Raw genomic sequence first — 19,545 nt, 5'->3', positions numbered from 1 at the left:
GCCATGCCGAAGACGGTGCCGATTATTGCTTGTTGTCCTTCACTTCGGTGAATTCGGCGTCGACCACGTCGTCCGGCTGGGCCGAACCGCCCGGTGCGGACTGCGCGCCGGCATCGGCCGGGCCGCCCTGCGCGGCCGCGTACAGCGCCTGCGCCACCTGCTCCAGCTTGCCGACCTTGGCCTCGATCGCCGCCTTGTCGTCGCCGTCCTTCGCCTTCTCCAGATCGGACAACGCACCCTCGATGCTGCTGAGCTGGTCGGCCGGCACCTTGCCGCCGTGCTCCTTCAGCGCGCTGCGGGTGGCGTGCACCAGCTGGTCGGCCTTGTTGCGGGTGGCGACCAGTTCGTGGAACTTCTTGTCCTCTTCCTTGTTCGCCTCGGCGTCGGCGACCATCCGGGCGATCTCTTCCTCGGACAGGCCCGAACCGGCCTTGATCTCGATCTTCTGTTCCTTGCCGGTCTTCTTGTCCTTGGCCGACACGTGCAGGATGCCGTTCGCGTCGATGTCGAAGGTGACCTCGATCTGCGGCATGCCGCGCGGCGCCGGCTCGATGCCCTGCAGGTCGAACTTGCCCAGCGACTTGTTCGCGCTGGCGCGCTCGCGCTCGCCCTGCAGCACGTGCACGGTCACCGCGGTCTGGTTGTCATCGGCGGTGGAGAAGGTCTGCGAGGCCTTGGTCGGCACCGTGGTGTTCTTCTCGATCAGCTTGGTCATCACGCCGCCCATCGTTTCGATGCCCAGCGACAGCGGGGTGACGTCGAGCAGCAGCACGTCCTTGACCGAACCGCCCAGCACGCCGCCCTGGATCGCCGCGCCCACGGCGACGGCTTCGTCCGGGTTGACGTCCTTGCGCGGCTCCTTGCCGAAGAAATCCTTCACCGCCTCCTGCACCTTCGGCATGCGGGTCTGGCCGCCGACCAGGATCACGTCGTCGATGTCGGCCACGCGCAAGCCGGCGTCGTTCAACGCGGTGCGGCACGGCTCGATGGTGCGCTTGACCAGGTCTTCCACCAGCGCTTCCAGCTTGGCGCGGGTCAACTTGATGTTGAGGTGCTTCGGGCCGGACGCGTCGGCCGTCACGTACGGCAGGTTCACGTCGGTCTGGTGGTTCGAGGACAGCTCGATCTTGGCGCGCTCGGCAGCGTCCTTCAGGCGCTGCAGCGCAAGCGGGTCCTTGCGCAGGTCGATGCCCTGCTCCTTCTGGAACTCCTCGACCAGGTAGTCGATGACGCGCATGTCGAAGTCCTCGCCGCCGAGGAAGGTGTCGCCGTTGGTGGCCAGCACTTCGAACTGCTTCTCGCCGTCGACTTCGGCGATCTCGATGATCGACACGTCGAAGGTGCCGCCACCCAAGTCATACACCGCGATCTTGCGGTCGCCGCCCTTCTTGTCCAGGCCGTAGGCCAGCGCGGCCGCGGTCGGCTCGTTGATGATGCGCTTCACTTCCAGGCCGGCGATCTTGCCGGCGTCCTTGGTCGCCTGGCGCTGGCTGTCGTTGAAGTACGCGGGCACCGTGATCACCGCCTCGGTGATCGTCTCGCCGAGATAGTCCTCGGCGGTCTTCTTCATCTTCATCAGCACCTTGGCGGAAATCTCCTGCGGCGCCATCTTCTTGCCGTCGGAGGTCTGCACCCAGGCGTCGCCGTTGTCGTGGGCGATCACGCCATAGGGAACGATGTGCAGGTCTTTCTGCACCTCGGCATCGGTGAACTTGCGGCCGATCAGGCGCTTCACCGCATAGAAGGTGTTCTTCGGGTTGGTCACGCTCTGGCGCTTGGCCGAGGCGCCCACCAGCACTTCGCCGTCCTTGGTGAAGGCGACGATGGACGGCGTGGTGCGATCGCCTTCCGAGTTCTCGATGACCTTGGTCGTGCTGCCGTCCATCACGGCCACGCAGGAGTTGGTGGTGCCCAGGTCGATGCCGATGATCTTGCCCATGTGTGTGCTCTCCGAATTTTTCTTGCGGCCCCCGCGGCCGCGATGGTTTCCAGATGGGGGTCTGCCCGGACGATTCAATGCCGGCAAGGCCTCCCTATGCGATTTCCTGCGCTGAACCGGCGCGCCGGTTCGGCGCTTCAGTCCTTGGCTACCGCGACCAGCGCCGGACGCAGCAGGCGGTCATTCAGCACGTAGCCTTTCTGCAGCACATTGACCACGGTACCCGGTGCCTGGCCTGGCGCCTCGACCATGCTCACGGCGTGATGACGCTCCGGATCCAGCGGCTGGCCCAGCGGATCGACCTGCGACATGCCATGGCTCTCGGCTACCTTCAGCAACGCTTTCAGGGTAAGGCCAAGGCCCTCGCGGATCGACGCCACGTCGCCGCCTTCGATGTTCAGCCCGCTTTCCAGTCCGTCATATACCGGCAGCAGTTCGCTCAGCAGCTTCTCGTTGGCGAAGCGGCGGGCCTGCTCCAGGTCGCGATGCAGGCGGCGGCGCTGGTTCTCCAGCTCGGCCTTTTCGCGCAGCACGGTCTCGCGCAACTCGGCATTGCTCGTTTCCAGCTCGGCCATGCGCGCCCGCAGGTTCTCCAGCTCGGGAGTCGTCGACTCGGTGGACTGGTCCCGGACCGGCGCCTCGCCCGGCGACTGCGGATCGTTGTTCTGCATGCATCACTCCAAAAGAAAAGTTCATGGCCGGCAGCGAGTCCGACCGTCCCGATTTGCGAAAAACCGCCTCCCGCTGCGGTTATAGGGTCGTGGCGGCGCGATTCAAGGCGTCGCTGAGCAATCCGGCGGTGGCCTGCACCACCGGGATCACCCGCTCGTAGGCCATCCGGGTCGGGCCGATCACGCCGACCGCGCCGAGTACGCGACCCTGCGCGCCGTAACTGGCGGTGACCACGCTGCAGCCGTCGAGGGCGGTGAAGCCGGATTCCTCGCCGATGAACAGCCGTACGCCCGGCGCCCGGGCGCAGACTTCCATCAACTGCAGTAGCTCGTTCTTCTGCTGGAACGCCTCGAACAGGTCGCGCAGGCGCTGCAGGTCGGCCAGCTCGGAGTAGCCCATCAGGTTGGTCTGCCCGCTGACCAGCACGTCCGCTCCGCCCGGGCCATTGGCCGATGGTGCGAACGAGGCGGTAGCCAGTTCCACCGTGCTGGCCAGCAGCTGGTTCAACTCGCTGCCGGCCCTGCGTACCTCGGCCAGCAGACCGGCGCGGATGTCGTCCACGCGCAGACCGGCGAAGTGGCTGTTCAGATAGTTCGCCGCCTGCTCCAGCTCGCGGCCGTCGAGCGGCCGGGCCAGTTGCACGATGCGGTTCTGCACCTGGTTGTCGCTGAACACCAGGATCACTAGCACCCGCGCATCCGGCAGTGCCACGAAATCGATGTGCCGCAACGGGAAATCGGCCTGGCGCGGGACCGTGACCACGCCGGCGAAATGGGTCATCGCCGACAGCAGGGTGGACACGTTGCCGAGCAGGTCGCGCGTGGTGGTCGGCCCCGGCGGCAGCTCGCGCTGCAGGCGGGCCATCTCCGCACGCGGCAGCGGCTGCAACTCGATCAGGCTGTCGACGAACAGGCGCAGGCCGCGGGGCGTGGGCACCCGGCCGGCCGAGGTATGCGGCGAGGCGACCAGGCCGGCGTCCTCCAGGTCGGCCATGATGTTGCGGATCGTGGCCGGACTCACGTCCAGACCGGACGAACGCGACAGCGTGCGCGAGCCGACCGGCTCGCCGTCGACCAGGTACTGGGCGATCAGCGTGCGCAACAGGCGGCGGGCGCGGGCGTCGAGGTCGTGGCCATGCGGATTGATCATGCGTCTGTAGCGGTCCTTGAGACCTGACAGAAATAAGGTCTGCGCGCGCGGCTTGCAAGTGAAACGTGCCTGCGTGCACGGCCACGGGCTCCCGCTACAATCCGGTCATCCCACCATCCGCCTGCCCATGCTCACTTCGCTCTACGTCCGCCATTTTGCCGTTGTCGAAGCCGCCGAAGTCGCATTCGGCCCCGGCCTGACCGTGGTCAGCGGCGAAACCGGCGCCGGCAAGTCGCTGCTGGTCGACGCGCTGATGCTGCTGGCCGGCGCCCGCGCCGACAGCGGCATGGTCCGCGCCGGCAGCGACCGCGCCGAGCTGGCCGCCGAATTCGACCTGGCCGGGCTGCCGGAAGCGCGCCAGTGGCTGCAGCGCGAGGAACTGGACGAGGACGGCGGCTGCCAGCTGCGCCGGGTGATCCGCGCCGAAGGCAGCTCCAAGGCCTGGATCAACGGTCGCCCCGCCAACACGCGCCAGCTCGGCGAACTGGCCGCGCTGCTGGTCGAGATCCACGGCCAGCACGAGCACCAGGCGCTGCTGTCGCGCCCGCACCAGTTGGCCCTGCTCGATGCCTATGCCGGCCACGACGAACTGCTGGCGCGGGTGCACGACAGCGCGGTGCAGTGGCGCGAGCTCGGTGCGCGCATGCGCAAGCTCAGCGGCGGCGACGATCGCGACCGGCGCATCGAGATGCTGCGCCACGAGCTCGGCGAGCTGGAGCAATGGGCGCTGCCACCGGCCGCGCTGGACGAACTGGAGGCCAGCCACAGGCGCCTTGCCAACGCCGGCCGGCTGGCCGAAGGCGCGGGCGGGGTGGTCGAGCTGCTCGACGGCGACAGCGAGTTCGCGCTGCGCCGCGCACTCGGCCGCGCCCATGCCGAACTGGGCAAGCTCGCGGCGATCGACGACAAGCTGACCCCCTTGCTGGAACTGCTCGACAACGCCGGCATCGAACTCGGCGAAGCCGCCGACGGCCTGGTGCACTACGCGCAGGATGTCGATCTCGACCCCGAACGCTATGCGGAAGTGGACCAGCACCTGGCGCGCCTGCACGAGCTGTCGCGCCGGCACCGGCTGCCGCTGGCCGAGCTGCACGACCGGCTCGGCGCCCTGCGCCTCGAACTGGCCGAACTCGAAGGCGCCGGCGATGCGCTGGAAAAGCTGGCTGCGCAACGCCAACGCCTGCAGCGCGATTACACGGTCGCGTCGACGCAGCTGAGCGAGGCCCGTGCCGGCGCCGCCGCCCGACTCGGCGACGAGGTGAGCGCGCTGATGGCCGAGCTGGGCATGGCCGGTGGCGTGCTGCGCATCGAACTGGAAGCGGTCGACGGCGACGAGCCGGATCCGCAGGGCGGCGAACGCTGCGAGCTGCTGGTCAGCGCCAACCCGGGGCAACCGCCGCGGCCGCTGCGCAAGGTGGCTTCCGGCGGCGAACTGGCGCGCATCAGCCTGGCGATCGAGGTGGCCACCCTGGGCAAGGACACCGTCGGCAGCATGATCTTCGACGAGGTCGACACCGGCATCGGCGGTGCGGTCGCCGAAGTGGTCGGCCAGAAACTGCGTGCGCTGGGCACCAGACGCCAGGTGCTGTGCGTCACCCACCTTCCGCAGGTGGCGGCACAGGGCCACGCGCATCTCAGGGTCAGCAAGCACAGCGACAGCGATTCCACCCGCACGCGGATCGAAAGCCTCGACGCCAGCGGCCGCCGCGACGAGCTGGCGCGCATGCTGGGCGGCGTGGAGATCACCCGCGAGACGCGGGCGCACGCGAAGCAGATGCTGGAGCGGGCGCAGACCGCCTGAGCGCGGCAACCCGCCCGGCCTGGATCAGCCCGCCGTCGCCAGCATCCCGCGCTCGCTCGCCATCCGGTACAGATCCAGTTCCGAACCCGCGGCCAGCTTGCCCATCAGGCTGGCGCGATGGATGTAGACGGTTTTCTGGCCGATGCCCAGTTCCGCCGCCACCTGCTTCGGCGTGCGGCCGCCGGCCAGCAGCAGGAACACCTCGCGCTCGCGCGCCGTCAACCGGTTGATCGGATCCAGTGCCGCGTTCGGCTGCTCGGCGCGACGCTGGCGCAGGTCGGAGCTGAGGAAACACTCGCCCTGCATCACCGCGCGCAGGCCAGCCACCAGTTCCTCCGGTGCGACGCCCTTGGTCACGTAGCCGCTGGCCCCCCGACGCAACGCCTCGGACACGTACGGCTCACCGTCGTGCATGCTCAGCACCACCACATGCGTCTGTGCATGCACGCTGAGCAGGTGTTCGATCAGCGGCAGTCCGCTGCCGTCGGGCAGGGACAGGTCCAGCGCCACGAGGTCGGGATGCCAGTGGTTGACCGCTTCCACCGCGTCATCGGCGTTGCGGCATTCGGCCACCACGTCGAGATCCGCTTCCATCTCGATCAGCCGCTTGAAGCCCTCGCGCACGATGGCATGGTCGTCGACCAGAACAATGCTGCACATCCCCCTACTCTACACAGGGATTGCGTTCCGCGCCCGGCATCCCCGCCGACAGGGGAAACGGCCCCCCGGCGGATCACGCATGTACCATCCGCGCATGCGCCTGAACCCCCTCCGCCTACCCGACTCCGGCCCCCTGCTTGCCGCCGGCTACCTGCTGCTGTGGCTGTTGCTGTGGCCAACCGTACAGCCTTACTGGGCGCTGCCCTACGGCCTGCGCTTCGGCGCCCTCCTGCTCACCCCGGTGCGCTGCTGGGGCTGGCTGCTCGGCGTCGAGCTGGCTGCAATCGCCGGCATCGGTCTGGCTCACGGGCTGCCCCAGGGCTGGGCCGGTTTCGCCGTCGGCGAGCTGCCCGAGCCGCTGGTGATGGCGGCCGCCCTGTGGCTGTTGCGGCGGCTCGACCTGCACGCCAACCTGCACAGTCCGCAGGACGTGACCCGGCTGCTGCTTTCAGCGGCACTGGTGGTGACGGTGACCACGGTCGTCGACGCCGTCCTGCTGGCCCTGGTCAGCGCGTCGGGTTTGCCCGACCTGATGGTCCGCGTGCTTGGCGAGGAACTGCTCAGCCATTACCTGGGCATCCTGCTGGTTGTCCCGCTGATGATCATGCTGCTGCGCACCCGGGTGGAACAACGGGTGCTGGCCGGCCTGCTCATGGACGGCGTGCTGGTGATGCTGCCGTCGATGGCGATCCTGCTGGTGCTGTCCGAGCGGGCCGCCCCGCAACCGCAGTTCGCCCGCGTGCTGTCGCTGGCGCCGGTGCTGTTCTTCGCGTTCCGCCACGGCTGGCGCGGCGCCAGCCTGGCCATGCTCATCACCAGCCTCGGCATGACCCTGGCCGACGAACACCTGGGGCACGCGCCGTCCACGGCCGCGGCCTATCTGTTCCTGGCCGTGGCGGGAACCGGTGCGCTGATGCTCGGCTCCGCCACCGACGCCCTGCGCCGGAGCAGCGAGCGGGTCGCCGAGCAGAACGTCTACCTCGGCGCGGTCAATCGCCGGCTCGACCAGCTCGCCCACCAGTTGCGCGATGCCGCCCGCGGCAACCTGCAGGCGGAGGAAAACCAGCGCCGGCACCTGGCGGCGGAGCTGCATGACGAGCTGGGGCAGAACATCACCGCGATCCAGACTCATGTGAAACTGGCCCAGACGCGCCTGTACCAGGCCGGCATGGAAGACATCAGCACCTCGATCAACACCATCCTGGCCCATATGCGGCGCGCCCTGCACCGTCTGCTGGACGATCTGCGACCCGCCGTACTGGACGAGTTCGGCCTGCTGCGCGCGCTCGACGAAGGTCCGATCCGCGACCTGCTGAACGCCGCCGGGATGGTCTACCACACCGAGTTGCACGGCGATCCGCGCCCACTCGACGACGATATCCGCACCGCGATCTACCGGCTGGTCCAGGAAAGCGCGACCAATGCCGTCAAGCACGCCAAGGCCAGCGAGTTCCGGCTGCGCCTGCGGATCGGCGAGCGCCAGGGCATCGCGGTAGCCCTGCTCGACCTGCGCGATGACGGTACCGGCCTGCCCAGCCGGCTGCCACGCGGCGGCCGCGGCCTGCAGGGCATGCGCGACCGGGTCACCTCGCTCGGCGGCCAGTTCCGCCTGCGTCCCTCACCTGCCGGCGTGCATCTGCGGATTTTGCTGCGCAGCAACAGCCGGCCCGAAGGGCAGCGCCAACCCTAGGAATTTTTCCGATACCGGAGAAGTAAAGGGCTCGTTAGGATGGCCTATCGATGTGGGGGAGCCACCATCGCAAGATGGTGGATCAGGGTCTCCGTGGGGACGGGGCCTCTGAAAAGCGGCAGGAAGCCGTTTCGCCGCTACCTGGCGGGGAACATGGGCATACGCGAGCCATTCGCCTATGCCAACCGACAGGTAGGGGAGCAAGCCGCGGGTGGACAGGAGTCCTCCCCGCGGCTTTTTTACGCGCGCAACCTGCGACCCGCATCGTCAAGGCCGGACGATGCGGAGGCCAGTCAGCTCTTGCGCTGACGGTGTTTCGGACGTACGTACAGCACCAGGCTGTGATCCTCGATCACATAACCGTGCCGCGCGGCGATCTCGTGCTGCAGGCGCTCGATCTCCTCGCTGACGAACTCGATCACTTTCCCGCTGTCCACATCGATCATGTGGTCGTGGTGCTTGCCGCGATCGAGTTCGTAGACGGCCTGGCCGCCTTCGAAGTTGTGCTTGACGACGATGCCTGCCGCCTCGAACTGGATCAGCACGCGGTACACCGTCGCCAGGCCGATGTCTTCCTGGTGGGCAAGCAGCTTCTTGTAGACATCTTCGGCGGTGAGGTGATGTCCCTCCTCCTCGTCGAAGATCTGCAGGATGCGCATCCGCGGATGGGTCACCTTGAGGCCGACCCGGCGCAGCTCTTTGGTTTCCTGTTCCATAGATCCACTCCCCGCACACGGCGTTTTCAGGCCGGTAGTGTATCATCCGACACCTTCACGATCCGGACGCAACACGCATGCAAAAGCTGATCACCCTGCTGGTTTTCGCCATGCTGGCGCTCTCCATCACCGGCTGTCACCTCGTCTACACGCCCGATGTGCAGCAAGGCAACCTGCTCGACAAGAAAACGGTGGATCAGCTCAAGCCCGGCATGACCAAGCACCAGGTGCTGGTGCTGATGGGAACCCCCTCGGTCAGCACGCCGTTCGAGCGGAGCCGCTGGGACTACGTCTCCACCCAGTCGCACCGCGGCGGTCCGGTCAAGGTGCGCACCTTCACGCTGACCTTCAACAACGACACGCTGGTGCGTACCGAAGGCGATTTCTTTGCGCAGGATGCCCAGCAGCTGGTCAAGGAAAGCAAGAAGTACAACGCCGGCTACCCTGCCACCGAGACCCAGGGCGACAAGAGCACATCCCCGGGCGACAAGAAGAACGACGGCGGCTTGGGCCAGGGCAGCCAGGACGGCCACTGATCGGACAGTGGATGCGCCGTCCTGCCCGCTCAGCGGGCGCGACGGCGGCGCGCCTCCATCGGATCGAGCATGAGCGGGCGGTAGATCTCGACCCGGTCGCCCTGCTGCACGATCCGATCCGGTGGCACCTTGCGCCCGAAGATGCCAAGGCGCGAAGGGTCGATCGCCCCGCCTGGAACCAGCGCGGCCAAACCCGCCGCATCGATCGCCTGCATCACTGTGCTGCCTTCGGCCAGGTCGATCTGGTGCACGACCGCACGCCCGGCTCCTGCGGAGACCACCTCGACGCGGATCGTGCGCTCAGCCATGGACCCGCTCGGCCTCGCGGCAGAAATCGTCCACCATGCGTCCGGCCAGCCCCTGAAAACCCAGCTTCAAGGCAGCGCCGCCGAGCCGGCCGGCGTAATCGAAATCCAGCGCAAACGCGACCTTGCAACCGGCATCGCCCAGCGGGATGAAATCCCACACGCCTTCCAGGCTGCGGAACGGGCCGTCGACCAGATCCATCTGCAGGCGGCGCGGCGGGTCGACCGTGTTGCGCGTGGTGAAGCTCTGGTGGAACCCGGCAAACTTGAGATCCAGCCGCGCCACCAGCACGTTGTCACGGCGATCGAGAACCGCGGCACCGGCGCACCAGGAGAATCGCTTTGGGTATGCTTCCACATCATTGACCAGGTCGAACATCTGCGCCGGCGAATACTTCACCAGTGCGCTGCGACGAATTTCGATCACGGCAACCTCTTGGGCTTGTGCATTCATCCATGAATGCGAAGATCAAGTGAGCGTCCTTCCCTGGACGCACTCTCAACAAAAGCGTCGCTCCGATGGGGGCAACGGGCAATGCGGCCGCCCAGAGGCCCGAAGTTTAGCGGACATGGCCAAGAACAAGGACAACAAGGGCAGCGGCACCATCGCGCTCAACAAGCGCGCACGCTTCGAGTACCACATCGACCAGCGCTTCGAGGCCGGCGTGGCGCTGCAGGGCTGGGAGCTGAAGGCGCTGCGCGCCGGCCGGATCAACTTCGGCGACGGCTATGCGGTCGTGCTGAAAAACGAGATCTTCCTGGTCGGCGCCTCGATCCCGCCGCTGATCAGCGCCTCCACCCATGTCGTCGCCGAGGACCGGCGTACCCGCAAGCTGCTGCTGCATCGCAAGGAGATCGACCAGCTGGTCGGCGCGGTCGAGCGCAAGGGCTATACCCTGGTGCCCACCGCGATGTACTGGAAAGGCAACAAGGTGAAAGTCGAGATCGGACTTGCCCGCGGCAAGCAGGAACACGACAAGCGCGACACCGAGAAGCAGCGCGACTGGCAGATCGAAAAACAACGCACCATGCGTTCGCACAACCGCACGGCCTGATCCGCTGCGGCCGCGCCATGAAAAACCCCCGATCGCTCGGGGGTTTGGTGTTGGTGGAGGTGGCGGGAGCCCTAAAGTTCCCACGTAACGCTCTGAAATCTAAGGCAAACGCCTCATTTTTCGGTGCAGAAAACGATACCCAAAACGATACCTCCCTAGGCTAACAGCGTGCGGACGCTGGGCGCCAGTCCTCAACGAGGACTGGCGTCATGGTCAACAGCACGAAGTGGTTTGCGGCCTTGGTTGGCTTGCTGCTTTGGGGCGCGGGTTCTATTCCCGCTTTCGGAGTCGAACCGTTGACGGCAGACATGCGCGCACTGCCGTTCTCGCAACTGGACATTTTCACCAGCCAGCCGGGCGAGAGTGAGCGGGCGTTTCTGCTGCGCATTGCCCCCACGCTTCAAGCGTTCACCGCAAAAACGGGGCACGAAGCGTGCGGTGTCATCGCCACCGACGGACACGGCATGTTCGGGGTCGTGTTGGGAACGAACGAGAGCCAAATCGGTTGCCTGGCCGGCGAGGCCGGCGTGGTCGAAGGCATGACGCCTACGGGCGAAACCATCCACAGCCACCCCGCGGGCTCCGTCTTTCACTTGACCCGCGCCGACCGAATGCTGGCGTGGGCCACGCATGCCGCCGACCCTGGCGCGCGCACGTTTGAAGCGTCCCCGAACGGCTTTTCAGACACCGATTACGCCAGCGGGCCGGGCTACCTCGTGACCAGCGGGCGGCTCTTGTATCAGAGCCACCCCAAGCAGTTGGAAGTGGTGGGCGCGCTTTAAGGGCAAGTCCAGTAAGCAGAGGTCTGCCCTGCTGGCACACCGTTGCCCGCAAACCGGCCAAGGCTCGTGGCGGAAGAGGAAACGGTGTCACCAACGCACCCACATATCCACTGATCGAAGCCTTTGGCTGCGTTATACCGGTGAAGCCAGATCGAATTTCCAGCCGGCGTGTTCATGCCCAAACAGCCATCGGTGGTGTTGCTGCACACTCCATTGGGGCCGTGGGCTGCCCAGGTGGCGCCGGTGGTGGCGTCGGTGGTGGCGTCTCGACACTGCCAGTTGCTCGGAGCGGCGGGTGGGGCTGGGGCCGGTGCTGGGGCTGGGGCTGGGGCTGGGGCTGGGGCTGGGGCCGGGGCCGGGGCCGGGGCCGGGGCCGGGGCCGGGGCCGGGGCCGGGGCCGGGGCCGGGGCCGGGGCCGGCGCTGGCGGAGGTGGCGGTGGCGGGGCCGCGCACGTGTTGACGTCGTTGGTCGTGAGCCCCGTGTCCGTCCAGGCCGAGTAACTCACGGGGTTGGTCGTGTAGGCCCCGGTGGGCGCCGGGCACGAATAGGACGTCGTGGCCGTGCGCGACTGCTGCGCCGTCCAGGTGTGCGAGCCCGAATAGGTGGGCGGGCACGGCGCCGATCGCGTGGTGGGGTCCCACTGATACTGCGTCGTCGAGGTGGGACCTGGCGCCGAGCACACCGGCGCGCACGCCGTGGTGGCGTCGGGTGACCAGGCGCTCCAGCTGCCGTAACTTGTGGTGTAGGCGCCGGTGGGAGCCGGACAACTGTAGGTGACCGAGCGGGACTGGCTCTGCGAGAAGGTGCTGGCGCCGGCGGGCGTCACCTGGCCAAAGGGGCAACCGGTCGTCTGGCTGTGGGTTTCCGTGGTCGGTTTAGGCGCCACGCACGCAGGTGCGCAGGTGGCCGACACACTTGGGCTGTAGGCGCTCCAGGGCCCGTAGGTGGTGGTGTAGCCGCCCGTGGGCGCCGGACAACTGTAGGTGACCGCTTGGGTGCTGGTCTGAGTAAAGCCCGAGGCGCCCGAGGACGTCACCTGACCCAGCGGACAGGTTGCGAATTGGGTCGTGTTCGCGGTGGTATTCGCCGGTGGCGAACAGATGGGGGCACAGGTGTTGCTGACCGTGGTCCAGGGCGTCCAGGTGGGCGGCCCGTAGGCACCCAAGCACACGGAGTCGTGCTGTTGCGTCACACCGTTGACCGAATACGGCGCCACGCTGGAAATCTGGCCGGGTGGACATTGGACGGCCTGCGTCGACGGTGGCGACGGCACACATTCCGTCAGTGTTGGCGGCGCCCCTGCTGTCTTGGCGGCCAGGAACTGGACGGTGGCGGTGGCGGTGGCGGAGCACAGCAACCCGATCGCGGAGGTTTGGACCGCATGCCCCCGCATGATCGAAGATCCGTTGATGGTGACGTCCTTCCACCCTCGCGCCGCTGCGGCGACAAAACGCGGGCAGCCGTCGGCGGGGACGCCCTCAAACGTCAAGGCGAAGCCATTGGCGAGCCCGGCCAGCTGCACCGAGCCACCCCACGGATTGACGGGATTCCTGGCGGAATTCAGAGCGCCTTTGGGGTATAGCCCATCGCGCAGGGCGCTGGTGTTGCTGAGCATGTCGAAGGTCGAGGACGCGGCGTAAGCCATTCGAACGCGCTGACCCAGCAGCGAGGCCAGCGCAGAGGCGTCGGCGGCGTCCGCGGCCACGCGGGTGTTCCGATAGGCGACGTATGCGGTGCCTGCGACTGCCGCTCCCAAAGCAGCGGTGATGATGATCCCCAGCAGGCCGAAGCCTTGTTGCTGGGCTGGCAAGGCTTGACTGACGGCGGCAGGCAGGGGGCGGCGGATCATGGCTGATCTTCCTTATGGATACGGGTGCGCTGGGCGAGCCAGCGGGCATGAAGGACGGCGAAGATCGGGTGGGCCGAGAAGTCCACGGGTTTGGTGGGCGGCGCGCCGACGCCAAACACAAGGTGGAGCAACGCGGCGTTGAGGTCGCGTTCCCACCGCTCGTGAGCGCACTGCGCGATCCAATCTTGATAGACCGGATCGGACAGCCATGCGGGCGGTGGGTTGTTGGACATGTCACTTGCCCTTGGCCGCGGCGCGCTCTGCCTGACGGGCTTCCAGGTGCTGAATGCCTTGCTCACGCACTTGCGCCCGCCACTCGGCGTTGTTGATTCGCGCGCGAGCGTCCAGAAGCATGCCAACCAGAGTGCCCTCGTCGTCCAGGTGGCCGCAGTCGGCCGCGATGACCAGACCGCCCAGGAGGATTTTTCGATGGGCGTCCTCGCGACGCGCCAGCGCACGTGCCTTGGCCTTGGCCTTTTCCGTGCGAAGCATTTCCCGCGCTTTGAGTTGGGCCAGGCGGTCCGTGGCGCGGGTGATTTGATCGGTGATGCTGGACGACATGGGGCACCTGGAGGAGTGGGGTTTCTCCAGGACTACCATCAGGCGGAAATTGCGCAAGCCCTTGACCATGCATAGAAACCTGCTTGCATGGAGGTGAGGGCCGCAGGCCGCCACGAGTTCTATTGCCCGAAGCGAAGCGAAGGAACAGCAAGAGCGCACTTAGGCAAACCCTGCGGGTTTGCGTGCGGTCAGGGCTTCGCCCCGACACCCCCGCCGTCAAGCCGGCGCCCCCCATGCTAGGCCCCCGAGGGCCGTCGCCAAAAACCCCGAACCATGGCCATCTACCACGCCCACATTTCCACGATCAGCCGCAGCGCCGGGCACTCTGCCACGGCGGCGGCTGCGTATCGTGCGGGCATTGCGCTGACGGACCAGCGCACGGGTGACCGGCACGACTACACCCGGCGCGGTGGCGTGGTGGACACCCTCATGGTGGCCCCCGTCGGCGCGCCCGCGTGGGCGCATGATCCGGCGCACCTGTGGAACGCGGCCGAGGCCGCGGAGAACCGCAAGAACAGCACCGTGGCGCGCGAGTTTGAAGTGTCGTTGCCGACCGAGTTGTCCGACCCGCAGCGCCGGGCGCTGGTCCAGGATCTGGCGCAGACCTTGGTCGACCGCTATGGGTTCGCCATTCAGGCCAGCACGCACGCGCCGCATAGCGGCAAGGGCGACGATCGAAATCACCATGTCCACATGCTCGCCACGACCCGCCGCATGGGGCCAGAGGGGCTTACGGAAAAGACGCGGGAACTCGACGGCGGCCCGCGTGGGCGGGACGAAATCAACGCGGTGCGCGAACTCATCGCCGTGCGGATCAATCATCACCTGGCGATGGCGGGACAAGCCGCACGCGTGGACCATCGCAGCCTGGCCGATCAAGCGGCGGCGGCGGAGACCAAGGGCGATCTGACCCAGGCCGTCCTCCTGACCCGCGAACCCACGCAGCACGAAGGCAAAGCCACGACGGCCGCCAAGGGGCGCGGCCGTGTGCTCGACCGGGCGCAGTTCAACAACCAGGTGCGCCAAGACAACCGCGACGCCCTAGCCCGCTTCCTACGCGACGCGCAGGCAGATGGCCGGCTCCACCAGGCCCCGCACGGCCAACATGCCCAGGCGCAGAAAGACGTGGCGACTCGCAAGCCCCGGCAGTCGCCCTCTGGTCCCCTGACCCCGGTCGGGGTGGAGGGCTACGCACGCACAGTCAACGGCAAGACCGTCAGCGTTGGCGGTTACGTCCGGCAGCAACGCTCCGCCGCCAAGCCCGCCCCGGCGGGCGGCGGTGCGGCTCTTCCGCGTGGCGTCAGCCACGCCCCACCCAGCGGCCGCACCAGCGGTGCGGCCTTGGCCAAGGCGCCCAACGTTGGCAAGACCAAGGAGCAGCGGCACGAAGAGCAACGGCAAGCGGAAGAGGCGCAGCAACTCGCACAATCTGGGCGCTGGCAGGACCAGGCGCTGGCCGACTACATCGCCTCGCTTGAAGCCTTGGGCCGGCGCCTGGCCGACTGGCAGCAGCAGATTCTGCAGAGCCTGATCGATCCGGCGCGCCGCCCAGATCGAACGTCCATCGTGTTCACCGATTGGCTGGCCAAGCGCCACCAAGTGGCGACGGAGATCGGCCGGATTCCGCGCGAGAAGGAGCAGCGTTTGGAAAGACTGGAACAGGCACAGACCAAGGTTGAGCGGCGGCAGAAGCGCGTGGAGCGGGCGGAGACCGCCGATCCGGAGCCTAGTCGCTGGCGCTGGAAGTCACGCGCGGCATGGGCCGAGCGGCGCGAAGAAAGCGCGCACCGCTTGAAGCGAGCCAAGCACCAGCGAGGGCGCGCCCAGCAAGCGGCCAGCCCGGATGTGTTCGCGGAACTCGACCGGCAAAGCAACGCGATGGTGGCTTACCTGGCCGCGCTGGATCGTGACTACACGCCGCCGCTCCCCGCAGAGCCCCCCGCTCCACCGGTGGAACCCACGCTGGCCCCACAGACCATCGTCCAACCTCACGCCTCGCCCGTGGCGCCCCGCGCACGCTTGGGCGACCACTACCAGCGCAAGGACACGCCGAGCCCCCTGCGGCCGCGTCCGCGGCCCCCAGGGCCACGGTGAGCCACCACCCAGCGCCAGACGTGACCGGCGCTGGGTGGTGGCTATGTTCTCAGACCTCGGGCGGCACTTAATTCAGGAACATCACCACGAGAGAGATCAAAAACGCGATGCTGCCAAAAAAACTCAGGCCCCAGCCCAAACCGATTTGTAAAAATCCTCCAACCTGATCCTCCTTACGCACAGCCCATCCCTTCCGGAGCAGCCGCACACCGAAAAACGCCATCAAACCAAAAACCACCGCAAAGAAAATTGCCATGAATTTCTCCTATGGTCAGCGGTTGTAGTTGGGATTGGCGGTCGTGGCGTAGGTAGCCCTTGGCGACATCAAACGCATAATATTTTCCCCTGAGTATGGCCGAGCGCCACAATTCAGGTTACGAAAAATACGGGGTCGGCTTCAAGTCTCAGCGCCAGAACACGGGCAATCAGGTCATGGGGCGCTTCATAGGGCGACCATGCTCCGCTTCTTGGTGGCGACTGCCCGCCGTTCCTCAATCCCATATGCCGTTTCATGGCGGCGCTGGATGTGTTCACCGATCCAGACGACTGACGTCGAGTTCTTGGTGTAGACGAGGCAGTCACGGTCGTTGATCGTGCCGTCGACCAGCAGAGGCCGCGGGCCGTGCTTCAGGAGGTTCACGGCCTCCCGCAAGGACTGGCGAAACTGTGGCAGGCGCAGCGGACTCCCGGACAACCGATGAAGATCCACCACTGGCACCGGCGCGGCGCGGGTGTTGCTCTGGGTGGACAGGTAATCGTGGAGCCACGCAGCCAACTGGTGGCGGCCCAGGGCCAACTTGCGGTCCAGGTCGATCAAGGCCACTTCGTCGGTTAACAGCGTGGCCAGCATGCGGTTGAATCGGACGGTGATAGCGCCTTTGTGCGGCCCTCGCTCAACGCGCGAGGCTTCCCCGAGCAACTGGCCCGAGTAGCGGTGTTTGGTGGTGCGCAACTCGATCAACGCAATCTGTAGTTGCTTCAACTTTGACCACAACCAACGACAGGCAACCGTGGACGTGTCGTGGCGGCCCAGGGCACGCAACAAGTCCGCTTGGCGGATGGTCAGTGGCCGATCGAAGTCGCCACCGCAGTGCTGGCGATGGGCCAGGATCAATGCTTGCCAGATCACGGCATGTTGCTGGGTCAAGGCTGGACCCGTATAGGTCGCTTCAATTCCACAGTTTGGCGCTGTTTCCAACTTGCGGGCTTCGACATGGCCGCTGGCTCGCTCAGCCGCCAAGAACAGGCTCGATCGCAGGAACCCCATGGGGGTCGGGGCCAACTCGTCACGGGCGGGGATGGTCGGGGTGGACACGCGAAACACCGGCAGCGAAGGCACACCGCCCTCCCCAGTGTTTTCTCAAAAATCGGACGATCGTCAAGACGGTGGTCAGGAACTACGCACCGTGATCGCAGGCTACGCACCGTGATCGCAGGCTACAAGGACCGTGATCGCAGGCTACCGGGACCGTGATCGCAGGCTATGGCCCGACCGTGATCGCAGGCTACCGGGACCGTGATCGCAGGCTACGTCGATGCCCGGAAACCGTTGCCCTGCTTGCGTTTCCGGGTGTCCTAGATTCTAGATTCAAAGCTCTAAAGCAGATTCAAGATTAAAGAACGCCCTGGCGGGCGTCCTGATCCATCAGATAGATAAGGCAAAGCCAAGAGCCAAAGCCAAAGCCAGGTTCCTGGCGGGCAAAGCCCGCCTCCTGCTCTTGGCTCTTCCCCGTCCAAGCGAGGGAGTGGGGGCTTGCCCCCACGCTTGGCAAGGCAAAAGCGGTGCGCTGCTTCGCAGCGCGCGGATAGGACGTTCATCATCCGCCGGTGGGCTACCGCCCACAGCGTGGCGCGGAGCGTCAGGCAGGACGGTTGCTGCGCATGGCACGCTTCGCTGCAGCGCGGCGGTGCCTCATCGCCTTTTGCGCCTTGACCAGGTGGGAGGCGAACTGTCCAGGCTGATACGGCACGACGGGCGGCAGGTCAAACACCACGCGAGCCATGTCGTCCGCACGCTCGGGCAAGGTCGGAGGGTTGATGTAGTGCGCGCGCAACACCGATCCGCTGCCGGCATGGCCGGTCAGCCGCGCAATGCGCGCGTCACTCACGCCCGCACGCTCGGCCCAGGTGGTGAACGTTTGCCGGAAGCAGTGAAACACCATGCCGTCATCGATCCCGCAGACGCTGCGCAGATACGTGCGGTTGAACCAGTCGCCGACGGTATCCCCCGGTTTGCTGCCCAGCCCAGGAAACAAGGGGCCGGGACCGACGGAGGCCAGCACATCGGCGCGGTAGTCGAGAAAGCCGGCAGCGAGCAAGGCCGGATGTATCGGCACGAACCGGCGCGCGTTTTTGTTCTTGCCACGGTATCCGTGGGCCGCCAACGCCATGCCCCAAATGCCGTTGATTTGCTCCACGCCATCCGTGCGCAGGGTCGCCAATTCGGAGGCGCGTGCGCCGGTGTAGAGGGCCAGCAGTGGTGCCCAAAAACGCATGGGCGTGGCGCAATGCTCGGTGCGGCGCATGGGGTCAAAGATCACCCGCAGTTCTTCGAGGGTGAAGGCCCGGCGCGAGCGCGTTTCTTCTTGATCACGGGTCAGGACGTGAAGTTTGGCGGCGGGGTTGTGGGCCAACTCGCGCCGATCCACCGCCCAGTTCAGAAACACCCTGACCCTGTCCAGGTGCTTCTCCTGCGTCCGTTCAGCGATGACCGGGGCGCCGAGTTTCTTGGCCTTGGCGACCACCGCGGCGGGCGCCAAGCCCTTGTAGGCTGCTTGCTTCGTCGCGTTGGCGGGCCAGTGGGCGATCGCGTCCAAGAAGCGATCCATGTCCGGCGCGCCGAGGGACGCCAGCGGCTTGTCGCCCACGACCCCCAGCAGCAAGCGCAGGGAGAACGTGGTGTCGGCCACGTTCGACGCAGCGCGCCGTTTCTGCGCGAACTGCGTCAGGAACAGTTCGACGCGCTCGCCCAACATCGCAGCCACCACCGGCGGCGCGTAGAGGCTCGTCGGTGACACGGCGGCCGCAGGTGTTGCCGGGTTGGCACGCACGGCCCGAACGGCTTCCATCGCCATGGCGTGGTCTTCCGGGCCACTGGCAGTGATGGCAAAGCCACCATCGGCGCGCATGTCGAGCGAGTAGCGCGATAGGTCGGAGGCGAACGGTGCCGGCGCGGATGGCTCCCGGTGCCAGGCGCCCGGCCCTTCTATGCGCTTGGGCGGAAATTTCGGCCCGTCCCATTCGAGGAAGGCGAACAACTGTTCCGCACTGCCGTCAGGCCGGGGCCTTTCGGCCCAGCGAACAATGTCTGCCGGCGTGAGGCTATCCATGTGCTTGTTGCCCACCACCGACAGAAAGTGCCTAAGAGCGGGTTCGGCGTGGGGGTGAGAACGGACAAAAGCGGCAATGCGCTCCGCCAGTGTGCGAGCCCGGGCAGGTTCTGTCATTGGGTGTTTCTTGATCGCGGCGAACTGATGGGCCAGAGCATAGCCGAGCCTGGCCGCTTCCAGCCGGGCCGCGTCGCCACGCAGCGGCCCCAAGGACCGAACGAGGAACCGGGAACCGACCACAGCCCGCGCGTGGGCCGGCACCAGGAAGCGCACATAGAGCCCGGATGGGCGGCGGAGGAAGAGAGGTTTCGGCAAAACGATACCCAAAACGATACCTGTCCAAGGGTCGTTTTGAGCATCGTTTTTTGCCGAAAAATGTCGACAAATCATGCATTTGCTGCTAGAT

Annotated in this window: 19 protein-coding genes; 6 read left to right on the top strand and 13 right to left on the bottom strand. The window is 66.6% G+C overall.

Annotated elements, in window-relative coordinates; translation table 11 throughout:
• Positions 1–22: 22 nt before the first annotated feature.
• From dnaK to hrcA, 3 genes are all read right to left on the bottom strand, one after another.
• Positions 23–1,939, bottom strand: a complete 1,917-nt coding sequence (gene dnaK / locus AC1Q5A_RS11810) for a molecular chaperone DnaK (RefSeq protein WP_492700911.1) — start codon at positions 1,937–1,939, stop codon at positions 23–25.
• A gap of 137 nt (positions 1,940–2,076) precedes the next feature.
• The gene (grpE, locus tag AC1Q5A_RS11805; RefSeq protein ID WP_492700910.1) at positions 2,077–2,610 is read right to left on the bottom strand and encodes a nucleotide exchange factor GrpE; all 534 of its coding nucleotides are present in this window, start codon (positions 2,608–2,610) and stop codon (positions 2,077–2,079) included.
• Positions 2,611–2,689: 79 nt separating this feature from the next.
• Complete coding sequence (hrcA, locus tag AC1Q5A_RS11800; protein WP_492700909.1) at positions 2,690–3,760, bottom strand: heat-inducible transcriptional repressor HrcA; 1,071 nt, start codon at positions 3,758–3,760, stop codon at positions 2,690–2,692.
• 127 nt (positions 3,761–3,887) lie between these two features.
• Between hrcA and recN the strand changes: the two genes are divergently transcribed.
• On the top strand, positions 3,888–5,561 hold the full coding sequence (gene recN / locus AC1Q5A_RS11795) for a DNA repair protein RecN (RefSeq protein WP_492700908.1): 1,674 nt from the start codon (positions 3,888–3,890) through the stop codon (positions 5,559–5,561).
• Positions 5,562–5,585: 24 nt separating this feature from the next.
• Here recN and AC1Q5A_RS11790 read toward each other — a convergent pair whose 3' ends face one another.
• Positions 5,586–6,221, bottom strand: coding sequence for a response regulator (locus AC1Q5A_RS11790; protein WP_492700907.1), 636 nt, complete (start codon positions 6,219–6,221; stop codon positions 5,586–5,588).
• Positions 6,222–6,315: 94 nt separating this feature from the next.
• Here AC1Q5A_RS11790 and AC1Q5A_RS11785 point away from each other — a divergent pair, with 94 nt between their 5' ends.
• Positions 6,316–7,911 carry an MASE1 domain-containing sensor histidine kinase gene (locus tag AC1Q5A_RS11785; RefSeq protein WP_492701004.1) on the top strand — a complete coding sequence of 532 codons (1,596 nt, stop codon included), beginning with the start codon at positions 6,316–6,318 and terminating at the stop codon, positions 7,909–7,911.
• Between the two features lie 293 nt (positions 7,912–8,204).
• Here AC1Q5A_RS11785 and fur read toward each other — a convergent pair whose 3' ends face one another.
• Complete coding sequence (gene fur / locus AC1Q5A_RS11780; RefSeq protein WP_068090404.1) at positions 8,205–8,627, bottom strand: ferric iron uptake transcriptional regulator; 423 nt, start codon at positions 8,625–8,627, stop codon at positions 8,205–8,207.
• Positions 8,628–8,704: 77 nt separating this feature from the next.
• On the opposite strand from fur, the gene AC1Q5A_RS11775 reads away from it, so the two are divergent.
• A complete protein-coding gene (locus AC1Q5A_RS11775; RefSeq protein ID WP_492700906.1) occupies positions 8,705–9,163 on the top strand; it encodes an outer membrane protein assembly factor BamE in 459 nt (152 codons plus the stop codon).
• Positions 9,164–9,192: 29 nt separating this feature from the next.
• Here AC1Q5A_RS11775 and AC1Q5A_RS11770 read toward each other — a convergent pair whose 3' ends face one another.
• Positions 9,193–9,471 carry an RnfH family protein gene (locus tag AC1Q5A_RS11770; RefSeq protein ID WP_492700905.1) on the bottom strand — a complete coding sequence of 93 codons (279 nt, stop codon included), beginning with the start codon at positions 9,469–9,471 and terminating at the stop codon, positions 9,193–9,195.
• The gene (locus AC1Q5A_RS11765; protein WP_492700904.1) at positions 9,464–9,895 is read right to left on the bottom strand and encodes a type II toxin-antitoxin system RatA family toxin; all 432 of its coding nucleotides are present in this window, start codon (positions 9,893–9,895) and stop codon (positions 9,464–9,466) included. The genes AC1Q5A_RS11770 and AC1Q5A_RS11765 overlap by 8 nt, the downstream gene beginning before the upstream one ends.
• Positions 9,896–10,037: 142 nt before the next feature.
• On the opposite strand from AC1Q5A_RS11765, the gene smpB reads away from it, so the two are divergent.
• Entirely contained in the window at positions 10,038–10,523 is a 486-nt protein-coding gene (gene smpB / locus AC1Q5A_RS11760) for an SsrA-binding protein SmpB (RefSeq protein WP_492700903.1), read from the top strand.
• A 209-nt stretch (positions 10,524–10,732) separates the two neighbouring features.
• Entirely contained in the window at positions 10,733–11,305 is a 573-nt protein-coding gene (locus AC1Q5A_RS11755; protein WP_492700902.1) for a hypothetical protein, read from the top strand.
• On the opposite strand, the gene AC1Q5A_RS11750 is transcribed toward AC1Q5A_RS11755, so the two are convergent.
• The 3 genes from AC1Q5A_RS11750 to AC1Q5A_RS11740 form a co-directional block, all read right to left on the bottom strand.
• On the bottom strand, positions 11,302–12,951 hold the full coding sequence (locus tag AC1Q5A_RS11750) for a type 4 pilus major pilin (RefSeq protein ID WP_492701002.1): 1,650 nt from the start codon (positions 12,949–12,951) through the stop codon (positions 11,302–11,304). The two genes, AC1Q5A_RS11755 and AC1Q5A_RS11750, sit on opposite strands and share 4 nt — an antisense overlap.
• Positions 12,952–13,151: 200 nt before the next feature.
• Positions 13,152–13,388 carry a hypothetical protein gene (locus AC1Q5A_RS11745; protein ID WP_492700901.1) on the bottom strand — a complete coding sequence of 79 codons (237 nt, stop codon included), beginning with the start codon at positions 13,386–13,388 and terminating at the stop codon, positions 13,152–13,154.
• A 1-nt stretch (position 13,389) separates the two neighbouring features.
• Positions 13,390–13,716: a conjugal transfer protein TraD gene (locus AC1Q5A_RS11740; RefSeq protein WP_492700900.1), complete on the bottom strand. Its 327-nt coding sequence runs from the start codon at positions 13,714–13,716 to the stop codon at positions 13,390–13,392.
• Between the two features lie 273 nt (positions 13,717–13,989).
• On the opposite strand from AC1Q5A_RS11740, the gene mobQ reads away from it, so the two are divergent.
• A complete protein-coding gene (gene mobQ, locus AC1Q5A_RS11735; protein WP_492700899.1) occupies positions 13,990–15,810 on the top strand; it encodes a MobQ family relaxase in 1,821 nt (606 codons plus the stop codon).
• Between the two features lie 67 nt (positions 15,811–15,877).
• Here mobQ and AC1Q5A_RS11730 read toward each other — a convergent pair whose 3' ends face one another.
• The 3 genes from AC1Q5A_RS11730 to AC1Q5A_RS11720 all read right to left on the bottom strand — a co-directional run bounded on the left by AC1Q5A_RS11730 (position 15,878) and on the right by AC1Q5A_RS11720 (position 19,529).
• Positions 15,878–16,066 carry a hypothetical protein gene (locus tag AC1Q5A_RS11730; protein ID WP_492700898.1) on the bottom strand — a complete coding sequence of 63 codons (189 nt, stop codon included), beginning with the start codon at positions 16,064–16,066 and terminating at the stop codon, positions 15,878–15,880.
• A gap of 186 nt (positions 16,067–16,252) precedes the next feature.
• Positions 16,253–17,125, bottom strand: coding sequence for a hypothetical protein (locus tag AC1Q5A_RS11725; RefSeq protein ID WP_492700897.1), 873 nt, complete (start codon positions 17,123–17,125; stop codon positions 16,253–16,255).
• Positions 17,126–17,669: 544 nt separating this feature from the next.
• Positions 17,670–19,529 (bottom strand): site-specific integrase, encoded by a 1,860-nt coding sequence (locus AC1Q5A_RS11720; RefSeq protein WP_492700896.1) that lies wholly within the window; start codon positions 19,527–19,529, stop codon positions 17,670–17,672.
• Positions 19,530–19,545 lie beyond the last annotated feature (16 nt).

The sequence above is a fragment of the Rhodanobacter sp. GW835-FHT13D09 genome (assembly GCF_058793995.1).
Note: the sequence above shows the minus strand (reverse complement) of the source record. Positions and strands in the feature narration are given on the sequence as shown.